The 17,720-nt window shown below is 34.8% G+C and carries 13 protein-coding genes and 1 pseudogene; 5 read left to right on the top strand and 9 right to left on the bottom strand.

Annotation, left to right across the window (positions count from 1 at the left end; genetic code table 11):
* The first annotated feature begins 42 nt into the window (after positions 1–42).
* Complete coding sequence (locus tag ACFILA_RS06975; protein WP_375637375.1) at positions 43–1,932, top strand: peptidyl-prolyl cis-trans isomerase; 1,890 nt, start codon at positions 43–45, stop codon at positions 1,930–1,932.
* 913 nt (positions 1,933–2,845) lie between these two features.
* On the opposite strand, the gene ACFILA_RS06970 is transcribed toward ACFILA_RS06975, so the two are convergent.
* The 9 genes from ACFILA_RS06970 to tatA all read right to left on the bottom strand — a co-directional run bounded on the left by ACFILA_RS06970 (position 2,846) and on the right by tatA (position 11,600).
* Complete coding sequence (locus ACFILA_RS06970) at positions 2,846–3,706, bottom strand: phytoene/squalene synthase family protein (RefSeq protein ID WP_375660881.1); 861 nt, start codon at positions 3,704–3,706, stop codon at positions 2,846–2,848.
* A gap of 897 nt (positions 3,707–4,603) precedes the next feature.
* Positions 4,604–4,990 (bottom strand): Mth938-like domain-containing protein, encoded by a 387-nt coding sequence (locus ACFILA_RS06965; RefSeq protein ID WP_273791135.1) that lies wholly within the window; start codon positions 4,988–4,990, stop codon positions 4,604–4,606.
* Positions 4,991–5,452: 462 nt separating this feature from the next.
* Complete coding sequence (gene yajC / locus ACFILA_RS06960) at positions 5,453–5,905, bottom strand: preprotein translocase subunit YajC (protein WP_273791134.1); 453 nt, start codon at positions 5,903–5,905, stop codon at positions 5,453–5,455.
* A gap of 685 nt (positions 5,906–6,590) precedes the next feature.
* Positions 6,591–7,772 (bottom strand): peptidoglycan DD-metalloendopeptidase family protein, encoded by a 1,182-nt coding sequence (locus tag ACFILA_RS06955; RefSeq protein ID WP_375660889.1) that lies wholly within the window; start codon positions 7,770–7,772, stop codon positions 6,591–6,593.
* A 155-nt stretch (positions 7,773–7,927) separates the two neighbouring features.
* The gene (locus ACFILA_RS06950) at positions 7,928–8,587 is read right to left on the bottom strand and encodes a protein-L-isoaspartate(D-aspartate) O-methyltransferase (protein WP_273791164.1); all 660 of its coding nucleotides are present in this window, start codon (positions 8,585–8,587) and stop codon (positions 7,928–7,930) included.
* Between the two features lie 133 nt (positions 8,588–8,720).
* The gene (gene serS, locus ACFILA_RS06945) at positions 8,721–9,998 is read right to left on the bottom strand and encodes a serine--tRNA ligase (RefSeq protein WP_375631757.1); all 1,278 of its coding nucleotides are present in this window, start codon (positions 9,996–9,998) and stop codon (positions 8,721–8,723) included.
* 60 nt (positions 9,999–10,058) lie between these two features.
* Entirely contained in the window at positions 10,059–10,841 is a 783-nt protein-coding gene (gene tatC, locus ACFILA_RS06940) for a twin-arginine translocase subunit TatC (protein WP_375637380.1), read from the bottom strand.
* Complete coding sequence (locus ACFILA_RS06935) at positions 10,838–11,242, bottom strand: twin-arginine translocase subunit TatB (RefSeq protein ID WP_273791130.1); 405 nt, start codon at positions 11,240–11,242, stop codon at positions 10,838–10,840. Before ACFILA_RS06935 ends, tatC begins: the two co-directional genes overlap by 4 nt.
* 55 nt (positions 11,243–11,297) lie before the next feature.
* Positions 11,298–11,600 carry a twin-arginine translocase TatA/TatE family subunit gene (gene tatA / locus ACFILA_RS06930; protein WP_273791129.1) on the bottom strand — a complete coding sequence of 101 codons (303 nt, stop codon included), beginning with the start codon at positions 11,598–11,600 and terminating at the stop codon, positions 11,298–11,300.
* A gap of 1,643 nt (positions 11,601–13,243) precedes the next feature.
* On the opposite strand from tatA, the gene ACFILA_RS06925 reads away from it, so the two are divergent.
* The 4 genes and pseudogenes from ACFILA_RS06925 to ACFILA_RS06910 all read left to right on the top strand — a co-directional run.
* Positions 13,244–14,107: a 23S rRNA (adenine(2030)-N(6))-methyltransferase RlmJ gene (locus tag ACFILA_RS06925; RefSeq protein ID WP_273791128.1), complete on the top strand. Its 864-nt coding sequence runs from the start codon at positions 13,244–13,246 to the stop codon at positions 14,105–14,107.
* Between the two features lie 398 nt (positions 14,108–14,505).
* Positions 14,506–16,485 carry an excinuclease ABC subunit UvrC gene (uvrC, locus tag ACFILA_RS06920; RefSeq protein ID WP_273791127.1) on the top strand — a complete coding sequence of 660 codons (1,980 nt, stop codon included), beginning with the start codon at positions 14,506–14,508 and terminating at the stop codon, positions 16,483–16,485.
* Positions 16,486–16,557: 72 nt separating this feature from the next.
* Positions 16,558–17,139, top strand: a complete 582-nt coding sequence (pgsA, locus tag ACFILA_RS06915; protein WP_273723320.1) for a CDP-diacylglycerol--glycerol-3-phosphate 3-phosphatidyltransferase — start codon at positions 16,558–16,560, stop codon at positions 17,137–17,139.
* A gap of 456 nt (positions 17,140–17,595) precedes the next feature.
* A pseudogene (locus ACFILA_RS06910) lies at positions 17,596–17,720 on the top strand (integrase); the annotation flags it as partial.

Raw genomic sequence — 17,720 nt, 5'->3', positions numbered from 1 at the left:
TACAGCTTTGATAATAACTCACATTAAAAATGGACTTGAACAATGCTTGACATCATAAGAAATGCTACAAATTCTTGGATTTTTAGAATTTTCCTTGCTATTTTACTCTTATGCTTCATTCTTTTATGGGGGGTACCGCAGTTACACAAAAAAAGTGAAAGAGATCTTATTACATCTGGACAGTCCACAGTAACTGTCGATGATTATCGTCTTGCACTCGCCGATCAAAGCGCACGTTTAGCATATGCAGCTCATCTTGGACGAATGTTTACAGCAAATGAAATGCAGCAATACCAAATTCCTGCTTTTGTATTTAATCAATTACAACAAAATGTACTTCTTGATGAACAAGCACGTAAAATGAAAATAAGTCTTTCAAAAGATACAATAGCTCATACGATTGGTTCTGATAAGATGTTCCAGGTAAATGGCACTTTTGATAAAAACTTGTTTTATAACTATCTTCAGCATTTACGTATTAGTGAAAGTGCTTTTCTTAATTATTACACCAAACAAGAAAAGCGTAATCAGCTTATTGCTGCTTTACTTTCTGATATGAAGGCACCAAATCTCTTTTATAAAGCACTTGCTCTTTATCAAGAAGAAATGCGTATTGCTGATTATCTTGTTATTGATCTAAAAGAAAAGAAAACAATTGCTGATCCTGATTACGCAACATTACAAAAATGGTTTGAAACACATCAAAGTCAATTTCGTGCTCCAGAATACCGCACTGTCTCTTTGCTATCTATGGAACTTAATGATTTTGTAAAACCTCAAGATATCTCAACAGATGAGGCGAAAGCCTATTATACACAAAATGCTTCACGTTTTGTAACGCCTGAAAAGCGTACATTCGAAGAACTGCGATTCCCCTCACGCGAAGAAGCCGATAATGCAGCAAAAAAAATAGCTGATGGATTGAGTTTTGATGAACTGGTAAAAGCTGAAAAAAAGACTCTTAATGAAATAAAAAAAGGGCCTCTCGCAGAAAATGAACTTCCTAATCATCTGACATCTGAAATTTTTGAACTTCAACAAGGCCAAGTCAGTTCTGTGATAAATGACTTACAAGGACCTGTTATCATTCGCGTCACGCATATTGAACCCTCAAGCTCTCTTCCTTTTGAAAGTGTAGAAGAAAATATTCGCCAAACACTTGCCAAAAATCGTGCTACTGATGATATCCGTAACAATTATGCAGCCATTGAAAATGCTCGTTTTGAGGGTGCTTCTCTCAAAGAGTTAGCTGACCAATACAAGTTATCTTTGCGCACAATTACCATTGATAAAACAGGAAAAACGCTTGAAGGTGCAATACTCACGGATTTACCTCAAAAAGATATTTTACTGAATGCCATCTATCAATCAAACGAAGGAGTCGATCTTGATCCTCTCTCTTTTCAAAATGGTGGATATCTCTGGTACAAGGTCGATAAAATTATTCCTGCCCGTGATAAGACACTTGAAGAGGCTAAGCTAGATGTTCTTTCTCAATGGAAGAATGAGGAAATCCAACGTCTTCTTGATGAAAAAGCCCAAAATGCTCTCAAACAGCTCACGGAAGGAAAAAGTCTTGTTGCTCTTGCTCATACCCTTGGTGTTACAAAACAAACAACACCCACCCTCCGGCGTCAAGACTCATCTGAAACCCTTGGCGTTGAAGGCATTAAAGCATTATTTTCCGCTCCCAAAGGTCATTATGGCATCATAAAAGGTCCGGTTGCAACAAACCGTATCATTTATCAAATAAAGACTGTAACCATGCCTAAAGATATCACGTCTCATACTCTTTCAACTGAAGTCCGCACCAATATAGATATGATGATAAGAGAAGATCTCAAGCTAGAAATGCTACAAGTTGCCAATAAAGAACATCCTTTGGAAATTAATAGCACAAATTATAATCAGATCTTTAACGCTCTCCAATAAAAAGATTTTACATAATTTAAAGAACTTATTTGATAAAGTTTCCGTCAGCTCTTCGTCTATAGTTGAAGAGGTAAGATAGATCTCTTGTTTGCATATCTTAGGATCAAACATTTGTATAATGATTCATTCTCTCGCAAATCAGTGCATGTATGGATTTGCGAGAAAATAGTCAATGGAATGTAGAGTCGTTTTTGCAACGCATTAAAAAACATTATTCATCCAAAGGTTGTAAAGGTTGTCGCCCATTAAGCTATAAATATCATCCCTATCGTCACTCATTTATAGCTCATCATATTACTACTCTTAATATCATTCATAAGGAGCATATTTCTTCTTCCTTAAATGATTTCATTTACACACCAAACTTATAATATACAAAAAAACTATTTTTAAAATTCATTATAAAAATGGAGAAATCTTTTTCTATTCAAGACTCTCATTCAATATGAGAAAAAACGAATTATCATTATAAATCAATATATTCATAAATCATAACAGTCATCAATTATGATGTTATAATTTCTCAAAAATAAGAGTTTTTTATAGACTTATAGACTGCTAAGATAACTTCTCTCATAAAATAGAAATTTTATTTCATTTGCAAATGAGCTACAATCAATACATGCAGAGTACTTAAAAGTTCTTCATCCAACAAACCAATGTATTAAGATTTATCTCATGTTTTTCTTTATCTGCATCTCACCCATCCAATACACTGAATAAAACATATTACTGATGAAGAAATACACTGTATTTTCAAGATCATAAAATTTCTTATTCTTTTGCGTTCATAACAACCAAAACATCAACATTTTTTATAACAAAAAAATGGTTTGGAATCACAATGGCTCCTTTTATCTTCATATGAGAAAATCAGTCTCCATGTTACGCATTCCAACGTAGTAATATTATTTTACAGTATCTTTGGAAAATTGCCGCTTATTGCTGCCCTTGTTATCAACCAATAGCGATATATCAATGGCAAAGTTGCACTCTCTTGAAAAATTGCTGCCCCCAGCTGTATAGCTTTTTGAAGAGAAGCCGGTACAATGACCAATGGAAGAAAAGCTGGCTTAAGAATTCTAGGTAAAGTACAAGAATACTCGTAAAATTGGGTATAATGATCGCGTGATAATGCTACCATAGCTTCAACAATACGACCCTTTTGTTGATCACTGAGACGATGAGATTCCAAATCTTCCCTATTCACTCCTACAGCCTTTAATATATCAGTAGGTAAATAATATTGATATCGTGATTGCATGAATGATAAAAGACGCAATACACCGCTTAACCCTTGAGAAATCCCTCCATGTTCATAGATATCTGTAAACTCTTGTGCAGTTTCAGGATCTAATATCTGACAAGAAAGCTGTAAAATTACGCCTGCTGTCTCACCACAATAATGCTCTAGATCATGAAGTGTTTCTATTGGATTGTGATAAAGATCTAAAATTTGCGCATCACAATAACGTAAAAAAGCTGTCTTAGGTAAATTAAAAAGAGTCATTGCTTTTAATAAATCATTCAAAATCGGATTGTTTCCACTCGTTTGCATTTCACCATGAGCAATAGTATCATACCACCAACGTAACCGTATTTCTCCTATGAGTGGATCATGTACACTTTCGCGAATACGAGAAATTTCAGCATTAAATACATAAAGAGCAGCCAATGCTTGGCGCTTTTTTTTAGGCGCAAATAAAACCGATATATAGCGATCACGATCTATGGTACGTAAAATATCAAGACAATAAGGAAGAGAGCCTATCATTCTATGAACCTATTAACGTCCCTTTTTTAGCAATTAAATTAATATCCTCTTTTTATTCATATTAAAAAATGAAGGATAAGCAAATACAGTTCAGAAAATAAGATTTTTAAATGTGTCTCTTAACTGTATTGTGAATTAAAGTTTCTTTTCTAGTCACTTTTCGTTTTAGAAAGAAAAAAATTAAATAAATAATTTTTCTGATAAAACTTATCTTATAGGACTTCAAGTTTTCATTTGCAGTAAAAAAGCTAAAAAACAATCGTAACATGCATAGTAAAACTTGAACAACAAACAACGAAAAACACTTTTTCAGTGGATAGATGACAATGTTATTTTATAAAAAATGCACTGATCACAAAAACTTCATCAAATCATTGACCTCCTCCCCATCCTAAAAGACAAAGGTTCTTACCAACACCAATTTGTAAAAAGTCCAATTGCTCTCGGTGAGTTTCTGTTACTATCAATACATTGATTTATAATCATAATTTGTTGTTTTGTATGTTAAATTAGAATCCCAAATATCGTAGATATGCTTTCATTTCAAACCAATTCCATGTTAAATTAATAAAAACCATTCCCTTGCACGTCCCAAGCGTAACTGGCTTGTAGGTAACAACTGTATAAGAAAGAATTAAAAATGCCTCTTATGAACTGTCTCAAGTGCCAAGAGTTGATCACTCATGTGATTCATTAGGAACGACGAGCAAGCTTTGTCCTAAATACTTGCCGCTGTATTTAAAAACACTTTTGTATTTAAAAACACTTTAATATGTTAAGTTATGTATATTCTATACCCTTATATCACCGCCTTAAACGACGGTACTTTACGGCGCAGAAAAATAATCGCACAAGTCTTTCATCTAGACGAGAGCATTTGTTTTATTAAACAATACTCTATTCTACCGCAAATAATAACGCCGCAACAGCGCGATCTTCAGCCAATAAAACATTAAATGTACGCACCGCCGCTCCCGTACTCATTGTATCTGATGAAATACGTTTTTCCCCTAAAAGCACCCGTAACTCTTCAGGTAATCGTAATAATTCAATTCCAGTACCTATTAATAAAACTTCGATTTCAGAAGCTTCTTCTAAAACACGAGATATATCCCCTTGAGTGGGAATAGGCCCTGCCATGTCAATGCCATAAATACCTGATGGTACACAAATAATAGAACCTCTATGAGACATATCAGCAAAACGAAACCCACCATTTCCATAAGCATCAATAGGTGCGCGACTTGGAAAATGTGCTTCACGAATTTGAATTGCATCGAACATGAATAAGCACCTTTTATTTTTGAATAATCCAATTGTCTTTGCTACTTCTCACCATAAAAATTAAAGTAAGGCTGATATAAACATTGATATGTTAACCATAACCTAGTACTGAAGTGAAAATTTTTATATAATACCCTAATCTTCTCATACAACAAATATAGGAAAATTTGGTAATAAATCGCGATAAATTGCTATACCTGCTTCAATAAATCTATCTTTTAAAAAGTTTCCTCAGCTTATTTACTCACAAATTTCTTTTTATAAAAACAATGATCTTATTTAAAAAACAGAAAAAAATTGCGTAATATTCTATAAATAAAGCAACTATTTTAATAATCTAAAGAAAACAAAAACTCCATTTTCTGTAGCCACTATAAAAGCCCCTTTTCCAATGAAATTGTCTTGATCTTGCCAAGCTTTTTACAAAAATGCTTAAAAAATGTAATAAACTGCCATTACACCTTAAGATGCATTTTCCTTTGATATAGCTTTTTTCTCTTCAGAGATACTCATATCTTCTTTCGTTGTCGTTTTAGATTTAGACTTTTGTGGTGTTTTTGCTTTAGCATTAAGTTTTGATTTTTTTTCTGCAATCGGCTCACCTTTAACGCGCACATCAGCTAATGTTGAGCGAATAACACGAATATTTATACTCTCACCAATTTCAACCTCTAATTCACCACTCTCGTCGTGAACCTTCGTAACCTTGCCGATAATACCACCACCCGTTATAACTGTATCACCACGACGTACTGCATTAAGCATTTCTTGGCGTTTTTTCATTTGGGCACGCTGTGGACGAATGATAAAAAAATACATAATTGCAAAAATTAAAATGAATGGGACAGCGTTAGCAAATGAAATTCCACCGGAAACATCGCCTGCAACTTGAGCATAAGCGTTCGTAATAAACATTTTTATCTCCTATAGTTAAACCTCAGGTATTTCCCACTCTATTAAAATGAAATTCCGATACAGAAAAAATTCCTAAAGAATTTATCATAAAAAGCAATAACTACATAATCTAATCACAGCTTTACAAAAATACAATAAATCCTTAAGAGGCAGAATACCAAAATACAATGAGAAAAATCTTAAAAAATAGATTCACTTTCCCCTATTGTATATCCTACAATATAAATCTTTTCACTAACTCAATAAATTATACAAGATAATTTTTCTAATGAACAAACTTTAATTTATATAGATAATTTATCGTTTTTGATATCGAACGACAGATCTAAATACAATAAAACGCTCTTGTTTCAAACCTTCTGAATTAATCAAAACGATTTTCTTGCACGTCACACATATGAAATGAGCCTGTAGATAAAAACTTTTTAAGAAAGGCGTGAAATATTTTTTTTCATGCTTCTCTCAAATGCAAGAGCAATTGGAACACTCAAAGCTGACAAATGGTATGATACTATTTCTTACACTTTCATAAATACAAAGATGGTAATATCTAACGCCCCCCACGAACTACTCTCCTGAAACCAATGATTTTTTGCTGCTATGTTATTGATTTAAGAAAATCAATTGTTTTTCATGAATTTTCTATAAACTGTAAGACTATTCAAATGTAAAAGTCATCAATAAATTAGTTTTCTAAATATTTAAGGGGATCAACAGGTAATGAATTCTTACGCATCTCAAAATAGACACGTGGCGTTTTAACATTTCCTGAAACACCAGATTTAGCAATCTCATCACCGCGCCTTATCCTTTGTCCTTTGTTAACAACAAGCTTACTATTACATCCATAAATAGTGATAATATCATTTTCATGTCGAATCATCACAACATTACCAAGCTCTTTTAATCCATCTCCCGCGTAAATAACCACACCATTTTCTGCCGCCTTTACCGAAGACCCTTCAGGCACTGCAATATCTATTCCTCGATTCATTACTGTTCCCTTTTTTTGACCGAACTGGCTTAATAAACGCCCTCGTACTGGCCAACGCATCTTAGAAATTCCTGTGGCTTGCGGAGTCGTCATATTATCTGTATTCGTAACAGTACTTGACAAACCAGTCTCATGTTTCAATTGCGTCATCTGTTTAGAAAAATTTTTCTCAGAACTTGATTTGTTCATCTTTGCAGAGGGTGGCGTTGTTACAGGAGCTTTATATATAGGAGAGGACTTCTTGTTTTTTATAGAGGACATCACTTGAGATTGGGATGTAGATTCTGTAGTTGACACTGCCCAATCGTTATTATTGTGTGCATTTGAAGCTGCTAATGTACGCCTGCTTGGAACAACCAGTACCTGACCGATATAAATGGAATTGCTGTTTATACCATTTGCTAATTTTAATGCCTCAACACTAACCCCTACTTGTCGTGCAATACTGAGCAGTGTATCTCCACTCTGGACAATATAAGAATTCCGCCGAAAAATAGGAGATTTATCCATTTGTGAACGAGAAAGTGTTCCAAGATTACGTGGAGGGGAGCCCATAACGCGACCATCAGAAGAAGTTATCCTATCTTGATGTGGAAAATTATAGGGAGAATTGTCATCTCCCCACGAATCATCACCTGATTCCACAGGTGGCAATTCAGTGCTTTGTATCATACCACTACCGTATGATAGCATTCGCGGGTCTGTATACATAGTGCTTGATATATTTGATTGAGATGATACCGTACGATGAGAGAACGTATTGGAAAAACGCTGTGTACCAGAACTACAACCAGCAACAATAGTTACCACCGCTAAAAAAGTTATTCTCTGAAAATTATGCTGGAAAATATTATCCAAAGCTTTTAGATACATCGTTTTGCTCACTCATCAATAATCAACTCACTCCATTAAAGCTTTTTTAAATTACCGAAGAGTTAAAATGAGATGTTTTATTCATAAATATCTTTATATAAGATCAAAATGAATTTAACGTAGACAATTTGCAGAAACTTCTTAGCTTTTAAAAATTAAAGTATCTCCGCAATGCCTTTAATAAAAGGTTGGTAACGCACTTGGAATAGTTCTAAACACTCAAATCGACTACCAATTTTTGTATAGCGCGTCACCGTTTGTACCCCTTCGTCAGGTCCTATCGCCTGAATGAGAATTCCATTTTCAGCTAAAAGTTCTAAAAATTCCTTTGGTTCATCAAAACGTGATGGCCAAATAAGAATGCGATCAAATGATCCTAAGCCTGTCACACTATGACTTCCATCAATCTGCCTTATAACAATATTTTCAATTCCTAAAGTTTGAAATTTTTGGCGTGCTAAATCAACAAGCGTTTTATAACGATCAATCGTTGTCACGCGGTCACTCAGACATGCCATAAGAGCAGTACAAAAACCAGATCCTGTACCAATTTCTAAGACACGATGCCTTTTTTTCAACGATAATGCCGAAAGAATTAAGAGTTGTTCTTCCAAACGTTCCATATATTCACCACACTCAAGGGGAATAACTTTATTATCATAAGCACTATTGAACCAAGGAGCAGCAACAAACTGTTGACGCGGAATTTTCTCTAATGCCGAAAAAAATCGCACGTCATCAATGCCTTTGCTACGCATTTTCAGTACAAGAGCGGCTAACTCCTCACGAAATTGTAAAATACCCTTTTGCCCCATAGTATCATTCAATCTCCAATGGAGGTACACTTTTATCATACTGACAAACTGCTTCTTTTAAAATGGCAAAAACTTGCGTCTGTGTATCATCACCTCTTGGCAATAAACGCATATTGTCTCTCCTTTCGTAAAATTAAGCAGTAATACAGCGCATGCCTCCCATATAAGGTTGTAAAACATCTGGAATAATAATTGATCCATCAGCCTGTTGATAATTTTCAAGTACGGCAATAAGACAACGTCCAACAGCCGTACCAGAACCATTAAGGCTATGAACAAAATGCAATTTTTTATCGCCTTCTTTACGATAGCGCGCATTCATACGGCGACCTTGAAAATCTCCACAAACTGAACAGCTAGAAATTTCACGATAACATTCTTGACCAGGAAGCCAAACCTCGATGTCATAGGTTTTACGCGCTGCAAACCCCATATCACCCGTAGAAAGAACCACTGTGCGAAAAGGCAAACCAAGCCGTTTTAATATATCTTCTGCACATTCCGTCATACGTTCTAATTCAATTAAAGACTGCTCTTCACTGGTAATCGAGACCATTTCAACTTTCCAAAATTGATGCTGACGCAACATACCGCGCGTATCACGACCGGCTGCTCCCGCCTCTGAACGAAAACAGGGAGATAAAGAAGAAAATCGCAGTGGTAAATCTGATATTTCAAGAATTTCATCGTTGACCAAATTGGTTAATGGCACTTCTGCTGTGGAAATAAGCCATCGACCATCTGTTGTACGAAAAAGGTCTTCAGCAAATTTCGGTAATTGTGCTGCTCCGTAAACAATTTCATCACGAACAAGAAGAGGTATTGAGACTTCTGTGTAACCATTCTCATTGACATGCACATCAAGCATAAACTGGCCTAATGCTCGTTCTAGCCGTGCTAATGCCCCTGAAAGTACTGTAAAACGTGTTCCAGACAAACGACTAGCTCGTTCAAAATTCATCTGCTTGAGATCTTGACCAAGATCAAAATGTTCCTTTGGTGTAAAATTAAATGTTGGAGGTGTACCAAAATGTCGAATGACGACATTATCACTTTCATCTTTACCTTCTGGAACATCATCTAATGGAATATTTGGAAGTGCTGAAAGAATTTTCTCAAGACTCTCCGTCAGCTGTTTTTCTTCCACTGTTGCAGAGGAAAGAAAAGCTTTAATCTCTTCAACTTCAGCTCTAAGACGTTCAGCCATTTGCTGATCTGATACCGCTAAAGCCTGTCCTATTTCCTTTGAAACAGCATTGCGACGTTCCTGCGCCAATTGCACCTTAGCAATATGCGACCGACGTGCAAGATCAAGTTGTATTAACCTTTCAGCTTGTGGCTCAAGACCTCTACTTACGAGTGCTTTATCTAATTTCTCAGGATTGTCACGAATCCACTTAATATCAAGCATAAAAATTCCTCATTTATATTGTTTTATTCATTCCTTATCGCATAAGATTATACACTTTTCTTAAGCGGATTTTCTTCTCTTTTCTATACTGTAAGCAATTAAAATTGAAATCTCGTAAAGTGCTATCGTTGGTAAAGCCACTGCAAACATCGTAAAAAAATCCGACGGCGTTATGATTGCCGCAATAATAAAAGAGAGCAAAATAGCCCATTTTCGTTTAGACGCCAAATCATAAGACGTTAAAAATCCAATTTTTGTTAAAAGACTGATGACAAGAGGTAATTGAAAAATCAAACCAAAAATTAGGATAAACGATGTCATAAAGCCCAAATAATCAGAAATACGCACTATAAACTCTATTTTTAAATGAACATCTGGAAGAAATTGTTGAGAAAGGCTAAACCATAGTATTATTGGCGCTAATAGACCATAAACAAACGCTCCCCCAATACAAAATAAAATAGGCCCCCCAATGAGAAATGGTAAAAAAGCCATCCGCTCATTTTTATAAAGCCCTGGTGCAATAAAACTATAAAACTGAAAAGCCGTATAGGGAAAAGATAAAATAATTCCCCCAAAAGCAGAAAGCTTCATCTTCGTTAAAAAAGTTTCCCATACTTGCGTTGATTGCAAACGAATACCCTCAGGATTACCCCCTGCTATTTTCATTGCCCACTGATATGGCCATAGTAAAAAAATTAAGATATAATCTTTAACAAGAAAACACATCATAAAAGCGATCATAAATGCAACCAAGGCAGCAATAATTCGCTGACGAAGTTCAATTAAATGTTCTAAAAGTGGTGCCATATGGGCATCAACTTCATCTTTCTTAACATTCATGACATATCTTCTTTATCTTTAGAAGCAATAGATACTGTCGTATCTTTATTGGTTACGTTTTGATCGCATTCCAAAATTTCTTTATCTTTTTTTGATTTATGGTGTGTTGCCTTAACATCCAAATTATCGTGGATATCTTCTAATGTATTTTGAATGGGATCAAAAGTTTCTGCCAACTTCTTGCTTGAATCGCTAATATCCGAACATACTTTTTGCAAATCATCGCGCTCGATTTGTTTTATTACATCATCAAACTGATGACGAAGTTCATTTGCTGTTGAATACACATACGCTCTTATCTTTGCTACTGTCTTTAATATTTTAGGTAAATCTTTCGGTCCAACGACAATGATGAGAACAAGTAAGATTACGATAAACTCTGGTCCGTCAATCCCAAACATCTCTTAATTCGACTTTCTCATCAAAAAATAATGCACAATGATGATTGCGTTTTTGTTACTGTTTTTTAGCAACAGATGTTTTGCTTTTTTTAGAAGCAGAAGAAACCTTTCTGCGCGCTGTTGCATGTTTTACCGATAACGGCTGAGATTGTTGAGATTCTACATCAATTATTTGGGAAGTAGGAGCCATTTCAACTTTATCCTCAATGCTGTCATCTTCTTCCTTCATATTTTTTTTGAAGGCTTTAATTCCCTTAGCAACATCGCCCATTAATTCAGAAATTTTACCGCGACCGAAAAGCACAAAGATAATCAATAAAATTATAATTAAATGCGTTGGTGAAAAAATATTACCCATTACTCTCTCTAACTTATGCTTTTAAATTTGATTTCATTTATTCATGCTTCCTCTGAAGAATGTATCAAAATAATATCTTACTTGTATATTTTCTTCTTAACTTAAAAACAATTACACGCTTTTATTGCAAAAGAACTTTTTATCCTCTCATCCCTTTTTAGCGTACTATAACACAAACCATTCAACAATGATAAACCGCCTCATACAAAATTCAAAACACTTAAAAACTTTTCTAAAATAACTTCATCTGATCTCCTAGGTTACTCATCTTCCTGTAAATACTATAGCTAATGTCTCTCCTTTTACACAATGTTTTACGTATCATTACAAACATTTCCGTCAAATTATCCTTTACTGATAAAGATCATAACATGTTGTAAAACACTTTACGTATTCAATTAAAAAATTCAGAAAGAAAAATCTCTAAAAAACTTTCTTAACACATCATCAGTCTCTTCAAAAACTATCATCTTACGCACAACATTTATTCTTTGCGTTGGGGTAGGAATTTTATCATTCATTATTCTATGTACAATACGAAATATGAGCCATCATCGCGTTCAGTTAAATATCTGGCGTGTAAATAAAAACTATTAGCGGAAAGAGTAAAAATGCACTTTATGAACTAACTCAAGTGCCAAGAGGTATGGCAATACTGCTAAAAAATAAAAAAGGTACCAGCTTGCGCCTTTATTCAGAAAATACCTCCATATAACCAGCTCTCTAAGCCACTGTATGCTCTAACTATTACACGTCTCCGGATTCTGGGCATGCGTTCTCATAATATCATGTGTTTAACCTATCTCAGTATTGAAAACAGAATGGGCAGGAATAGAAAATTACATTCAATCAAAGGCATGGTATCGAAGCATAATCCATATAAAAAGAATTTCTTATCCTAGCCTTTTTTATAAGATTACCTCATAAAGCCGCTCGATAATACAGTGTTAGAGATAGATAAACCTATTTACTTTAGTTTAAAATTCCTCATTTTGATTGAGATCGCTTGCAGAGCACATATCAATTTTTAAAAGTTTTATTTTAGCATCATACACAATAACCTAGCTATTTAGCGTGTATAATGTAAAGCTTTGGCTCCGCTTAAAGCAATGAGATTCATTCACACTTTTACAAAAATCTATCACTATAACACCAGCACTTTATTGCTCTATCCATAATTTTACGCTCGCTAAAAAAACTTATAAATGTAACAATGTTTTTATCAAGCATTTGAAATTCTTTAATCTTTAAACAAGAAAATTTATGAATGAATTTGAAAGATACCCTTCAATTTTTCAACAAACTTCACTAATATTCTCGTTAATTGAGTGTTTTTTATAGTCTTCCTGGAAGAGTCCGCGATCATAAAGAAAAATCTCTTACAACATAAATATCTCTATTGAAATGTTTGATCTCTTCTTGTCTATCTTTCATATAAAAAATTTAAAATTTTAACGATTAATCTCATAATATAAAAATAGCCTTGTGAATAAATGCTCCGATGACATTAATATTTTTTCTGTAGTGTATAATGTGGGAGTGAGGGTATTGTTTGATTTCTATAAGAATATTTTTATGGATATCAATTCTATTATTCTATGCTAATAATCCGGTACAGTTATACATATGATAGAGTTTACTCCATGAATTATCGGCATATTTATCATGCTGGCAATTTTGCTGATGTTTTTAAACACATTATTGTCACTCGCATTGTAGAATATCTCAAACGCAAAGAAAAAGCTTTTCGCGTTATAGATACGCATGCTGGAATCGGTATTTATGACCTTTCTTCTTTAGAAGCATATAAAACAGGAGAGTGGCGCGAAGGTGTCCAACGACTTTTTTCAACTCCTATCCCAGAAGATTTAAGAACACTCCTTTGTCCATGGTGTGATATCATTGATGCCCTCAATAAAGGGGAAAAAGAAATTGTATTTTATCCTGGATCTCCTGTTCTTATTCGTCAATTATTACGGAAACAAGATCGCCTCACTGCAATAGAATTGCACAATGAAGATTATCATATTTTAGCAAAAAACTTTGCAGGAGATTATCAGACAAAAGTTCTGCATTTAGATGGTTGGCTTTCCTTAAATGCTCATGTACCACCAAAAGAAAAACGTGGGTTTATCCTTGTTGACCCTCCCTTTGAAAAAACTGGAGAGTTTTCCCGCCTTATTGATGGATTAACGAAAGCCTATCGTCGCTTTTCTGGAGGAATCTACGCTTTATGGTATCCTGTTAAATATGACAAAGAAATTGAAAGTTTTCTTCACGCGCTTTATCAAACCGGAATTCCTAAGATTCTACAGCTTGAAATGCGTATCCGAAAAAGTTCAAGTCCACCGACAATGAATGGAAGTGGTATGATTATTATTAACCCTCCCTACCTTTTGGAAGAAGAAATGAAAAAACTCAGCCCCTTTCTTATCAACCGTCTGGGACAAGATGAAAATGCCCAAATAACGCATAAGTGGCTTCAAAAAGAACATCTATTATGTTAGACTTTTCTCTATATTTTTTCTAAATCAAATATCATGTTGTAAAATACAAAGGCATTAAATGATAAAGTTCTTTGATTCTTTGGATAATACCAACATATTATAATGGTAAGCTAATAACGATCAGCGTGAATTAATTTTTTTCCTTTTAGAAAGTCTATCCTCTTAATCATCACGGATTTCCTATTCCAATCATTTTAATGGATAAATTAGGCAAATTCATAAAACTGTCTTAGAATAACAACTCTCATATTTTTTATGAAAGATCGGCTCTCTAAAATCATACTCTTATGCTATAAGATATTATTTATAGAAAAAAATTATAAAGACATAAATAATCATTATTTAATAAAAAAGAATATTTCATATATTAAACAGACAACATATTTGTAATAAACGGAATGGTCCTGAAAAGTAATACAAATTGTCCGCAAAATGAACGGGAAAAACTTTCTTTTCTCTCTAATATTACATGGCATAATGCTAATCAAAGCAATGAGAAAAATCAATTCCAAGGTATCAAGTTCATACAAGAGTTTGTTAGACACCTTCCGCATAAGCCAGGGGTTTACCGGATGATTGGTGAAAATGGTGATATTCTCTATGTTGGAAAAGCTCGTAATCTCAAAAAACGTGTTTCAAACTATACACGTGAACAAGGACACAATAATCGTATTACCCGCATGATTCGTGCAACATATCATATGGAATTTATCGTCACCCATACAGAAACAGAAGCACTCCTTTTAGAAGCCAATCTCATCAAAAGATTGCATCCACATTTTAATGTACTCCTACGTGATGATAAAAGTTTTCCTTATATTATGATTACAGATGATCATCGAGTGCCTGCACTTTACAAACATCGTGGTGCTCGAATACGAAAAGCTCACTATTTTGGTCCTTTTGCTTCTGCTGGTGCAGTGACACAAACAGTTCATGTTTTACAACGCGTCTTTTTATTACGAACCTGTACTGATTCAGTTTTTGAAAACCGTACACGCCCCTGCTTGCTTTATCAAATTAAGCGATGTTCTGCACCTTGTACTCATGAAATTAGTGACAGTGATTATAAAGAACTGGTGAAAGGAGCAAAAGCGTTCCTTTCGGGAAAAGATCAATCTATTAAAAGCGATATGGTTCAAGCTATGCATAAAGCCGCTGAAAATCTCGATTTTGAACAAGCAGCTTCCTATCGTGACCGCTTATCAGCCCTTTCTCACATACAAAGCCATCAAGGTATTAATCCTCAAACGATAAAAGAAGCGGATGTATTTGCAATTGCGCAAAAAGAAGGAATGACCTGTATTCAAGTGTTCTTTTTTCGCATGGGGCAAAATTGGGGAAACCGTGCCTATTTTCCTAAAGCAGATCCCTCTTTTTCCCGCACTGAAATTTTAGCGAGTTTTCTTGCCCAATTTTACGATGATAAACCACTTCCTAAAAGCATCCTTTTATCTGAAGAAATTGAAGAAAAGACACTTCTTACAGAGGCATTTAGTCTCAAAGCAAATCACAAAGTGTCCCTCTCTTTACCTAAACAAGGTGAACGAAAAACTCTTGTTAATCGTGCCTATCTCAATGCTCATGAAGCACTTGAACATAAGCTTTCTGAAACAGCCACCCATACAAAATTGCTTCAAGGTCTTGCTAAAACATTCCAACTACCTGTTCCTCCACGCCGGATAGAAGTCTATGACAATTCTCATATCATGGGAACAAATGCTGTAGGGGCTATGATTGTTGCTGGTCAAATGGGATTTATTAAAAATCAATATCGAAAATTCAACATTCGCTCAACAGATATCACGCCTGGCGATGATTTTGGCATGATGAAAGAAGTGATTAAACGAAGATTTTCACGCCTTATCAAAGAGTATGATCTGCCAAATAGAAGTCATGACATAAAAGATGATGATCTTTTTCCCATTTGGCCTGACCTTATCTTAATCGATGGTGGTGAAGGACAAATCAACAGCGTACATGCAATACTTGCTGAATTACAATTAAATGATCTCTTCACAGTTGTTGGAATCGCCAAAGGTGTTGACCGTCATGCGGGACGTGAACGATTTTTTATAAAAGGTATCCCCCCCTTTACACTTCCTCCACGTGATCCTATCCTCTATTTTTTGCAACGTCTGCGTGATGAAGCACACCGTTTTGCGATTGGAACTCATAGGATAAAACGAAAAAAAGCAACATTCAAAAACCCACTTGATGAAATCGAAAATATCGGTCCGACAAGAAAGCGTGCATTGCTTCATCATTTTGGAAGTGCCAAAGCTGTTGCTAGTGCCTCATTTGAAGATTTAAAAAAAGTTACGGGAATCTCTATGACAATTGCACAAAAAATTCATAACCATTTTCATGAAAAATAGGCTTGTTTCATAACCTTCGACTTGTTACGTTAAGGAAATATATTCTCTTTCACAAGAATTAAAAATGGCTCCATGAAAAATCATACTTTTTCTTTTCCAAATATTTTAACTTATGCACGAATTGTTGCAGTCCCAATGGTTGTTGCATGCTTTTTTTTAGAAGGGCGGCTACAATCAAGTGATATCACTCGCTGGATTGCTGTTTCCATTTTTATCGTTGCATCCATTACTGACTTTCTTGACGGTTACCTTGCTCGTATTTGGGAACAAACATCCAATATTGGTCGCATGTTAGATCCAATTGCCGATAAACTTCTCGTCTCTGCTTGTTTGCTCTTGCTTGCCGCAGACAGTACCATCGCTGGGTGGACACTATGGGCAGCTATTATCATTCTTTGCAGAGAAATTCTTGTATCAGGATTACGTGAATATTTGGCTGAGTTAAAAGTTAGTGTTCCTGTCTCTCGTCTTGCAAAATGGAAAACTTTTGTACAAATGATCGCTATTGTATTTCTTTTAGCTGGACCAGCCGGTAATAAAATTTTCCCTTACACAGTAGAGTTTGGCATTACTATGCTGTGGATTTCTGCCCTCCTTACATTGTGGACAGGGTGGGATTATTTTCGTGCAGGTTTAAAACACGTTATCCTATGAAGAGTATGGAGATTTATAATGATAATTTATCTTTTTGTACTTAAATAAGAGATAAGAATAGCATAAGATTGATTTATTTTTATTAATGATAAATCAATCAAGCACTTTTTTGCACATTACAAGTAAGGGTGGTATATAGATAAAAGCTCTTCAAAAAAGAGTAAATAGGCTTTATATTTTCGTAAAAGCAGCTGTAATATTAAAAGCTAAAAAACAATTAATGCTCCATATGCTTTCAAAAAAGTCTATAATCTTATAAGCAAAAAACCGAAATATAGTGTTCAAGGCATTGATTTATAATCATAATCTAGCGTTATTCATATTGAATGAGAACCCTGAATAACGTAAGATTCTCTCATCTTAAATCTGTGTATCTTGAATCAATCAAAATCACTTGCTTGCACGTCACAAGCGGGGTTGATGTGTGGGTAAAAACTATAGCAGAAAGGAGTAAAAATGGTTCTTATGAATCGTCTTAATGCAAGGGCTGTCTCAACATTGGGAGCTGGCAAATATAATGATGGTGCCGGCTTGCTTCTCCATAAGCGTAAAGATGGTGGTGCTCAATGGCTTTATCGTTA

Source organism: Bartonella sp. CL71SXKL (genome assembly GCF_042194935.1).
In the GTDB taxonomy this organism is placed as follows: Bacteria; Pseudomonadota; Alphaproteobacteria; order Rhizobiales; family Rhizobiaceae; genus Bartonella.
The sequence above is the reverse complement of the archived record's forward strand: the minus strand, read 5'-3'. Positions and strand labels throughout refer to the sequence as shown.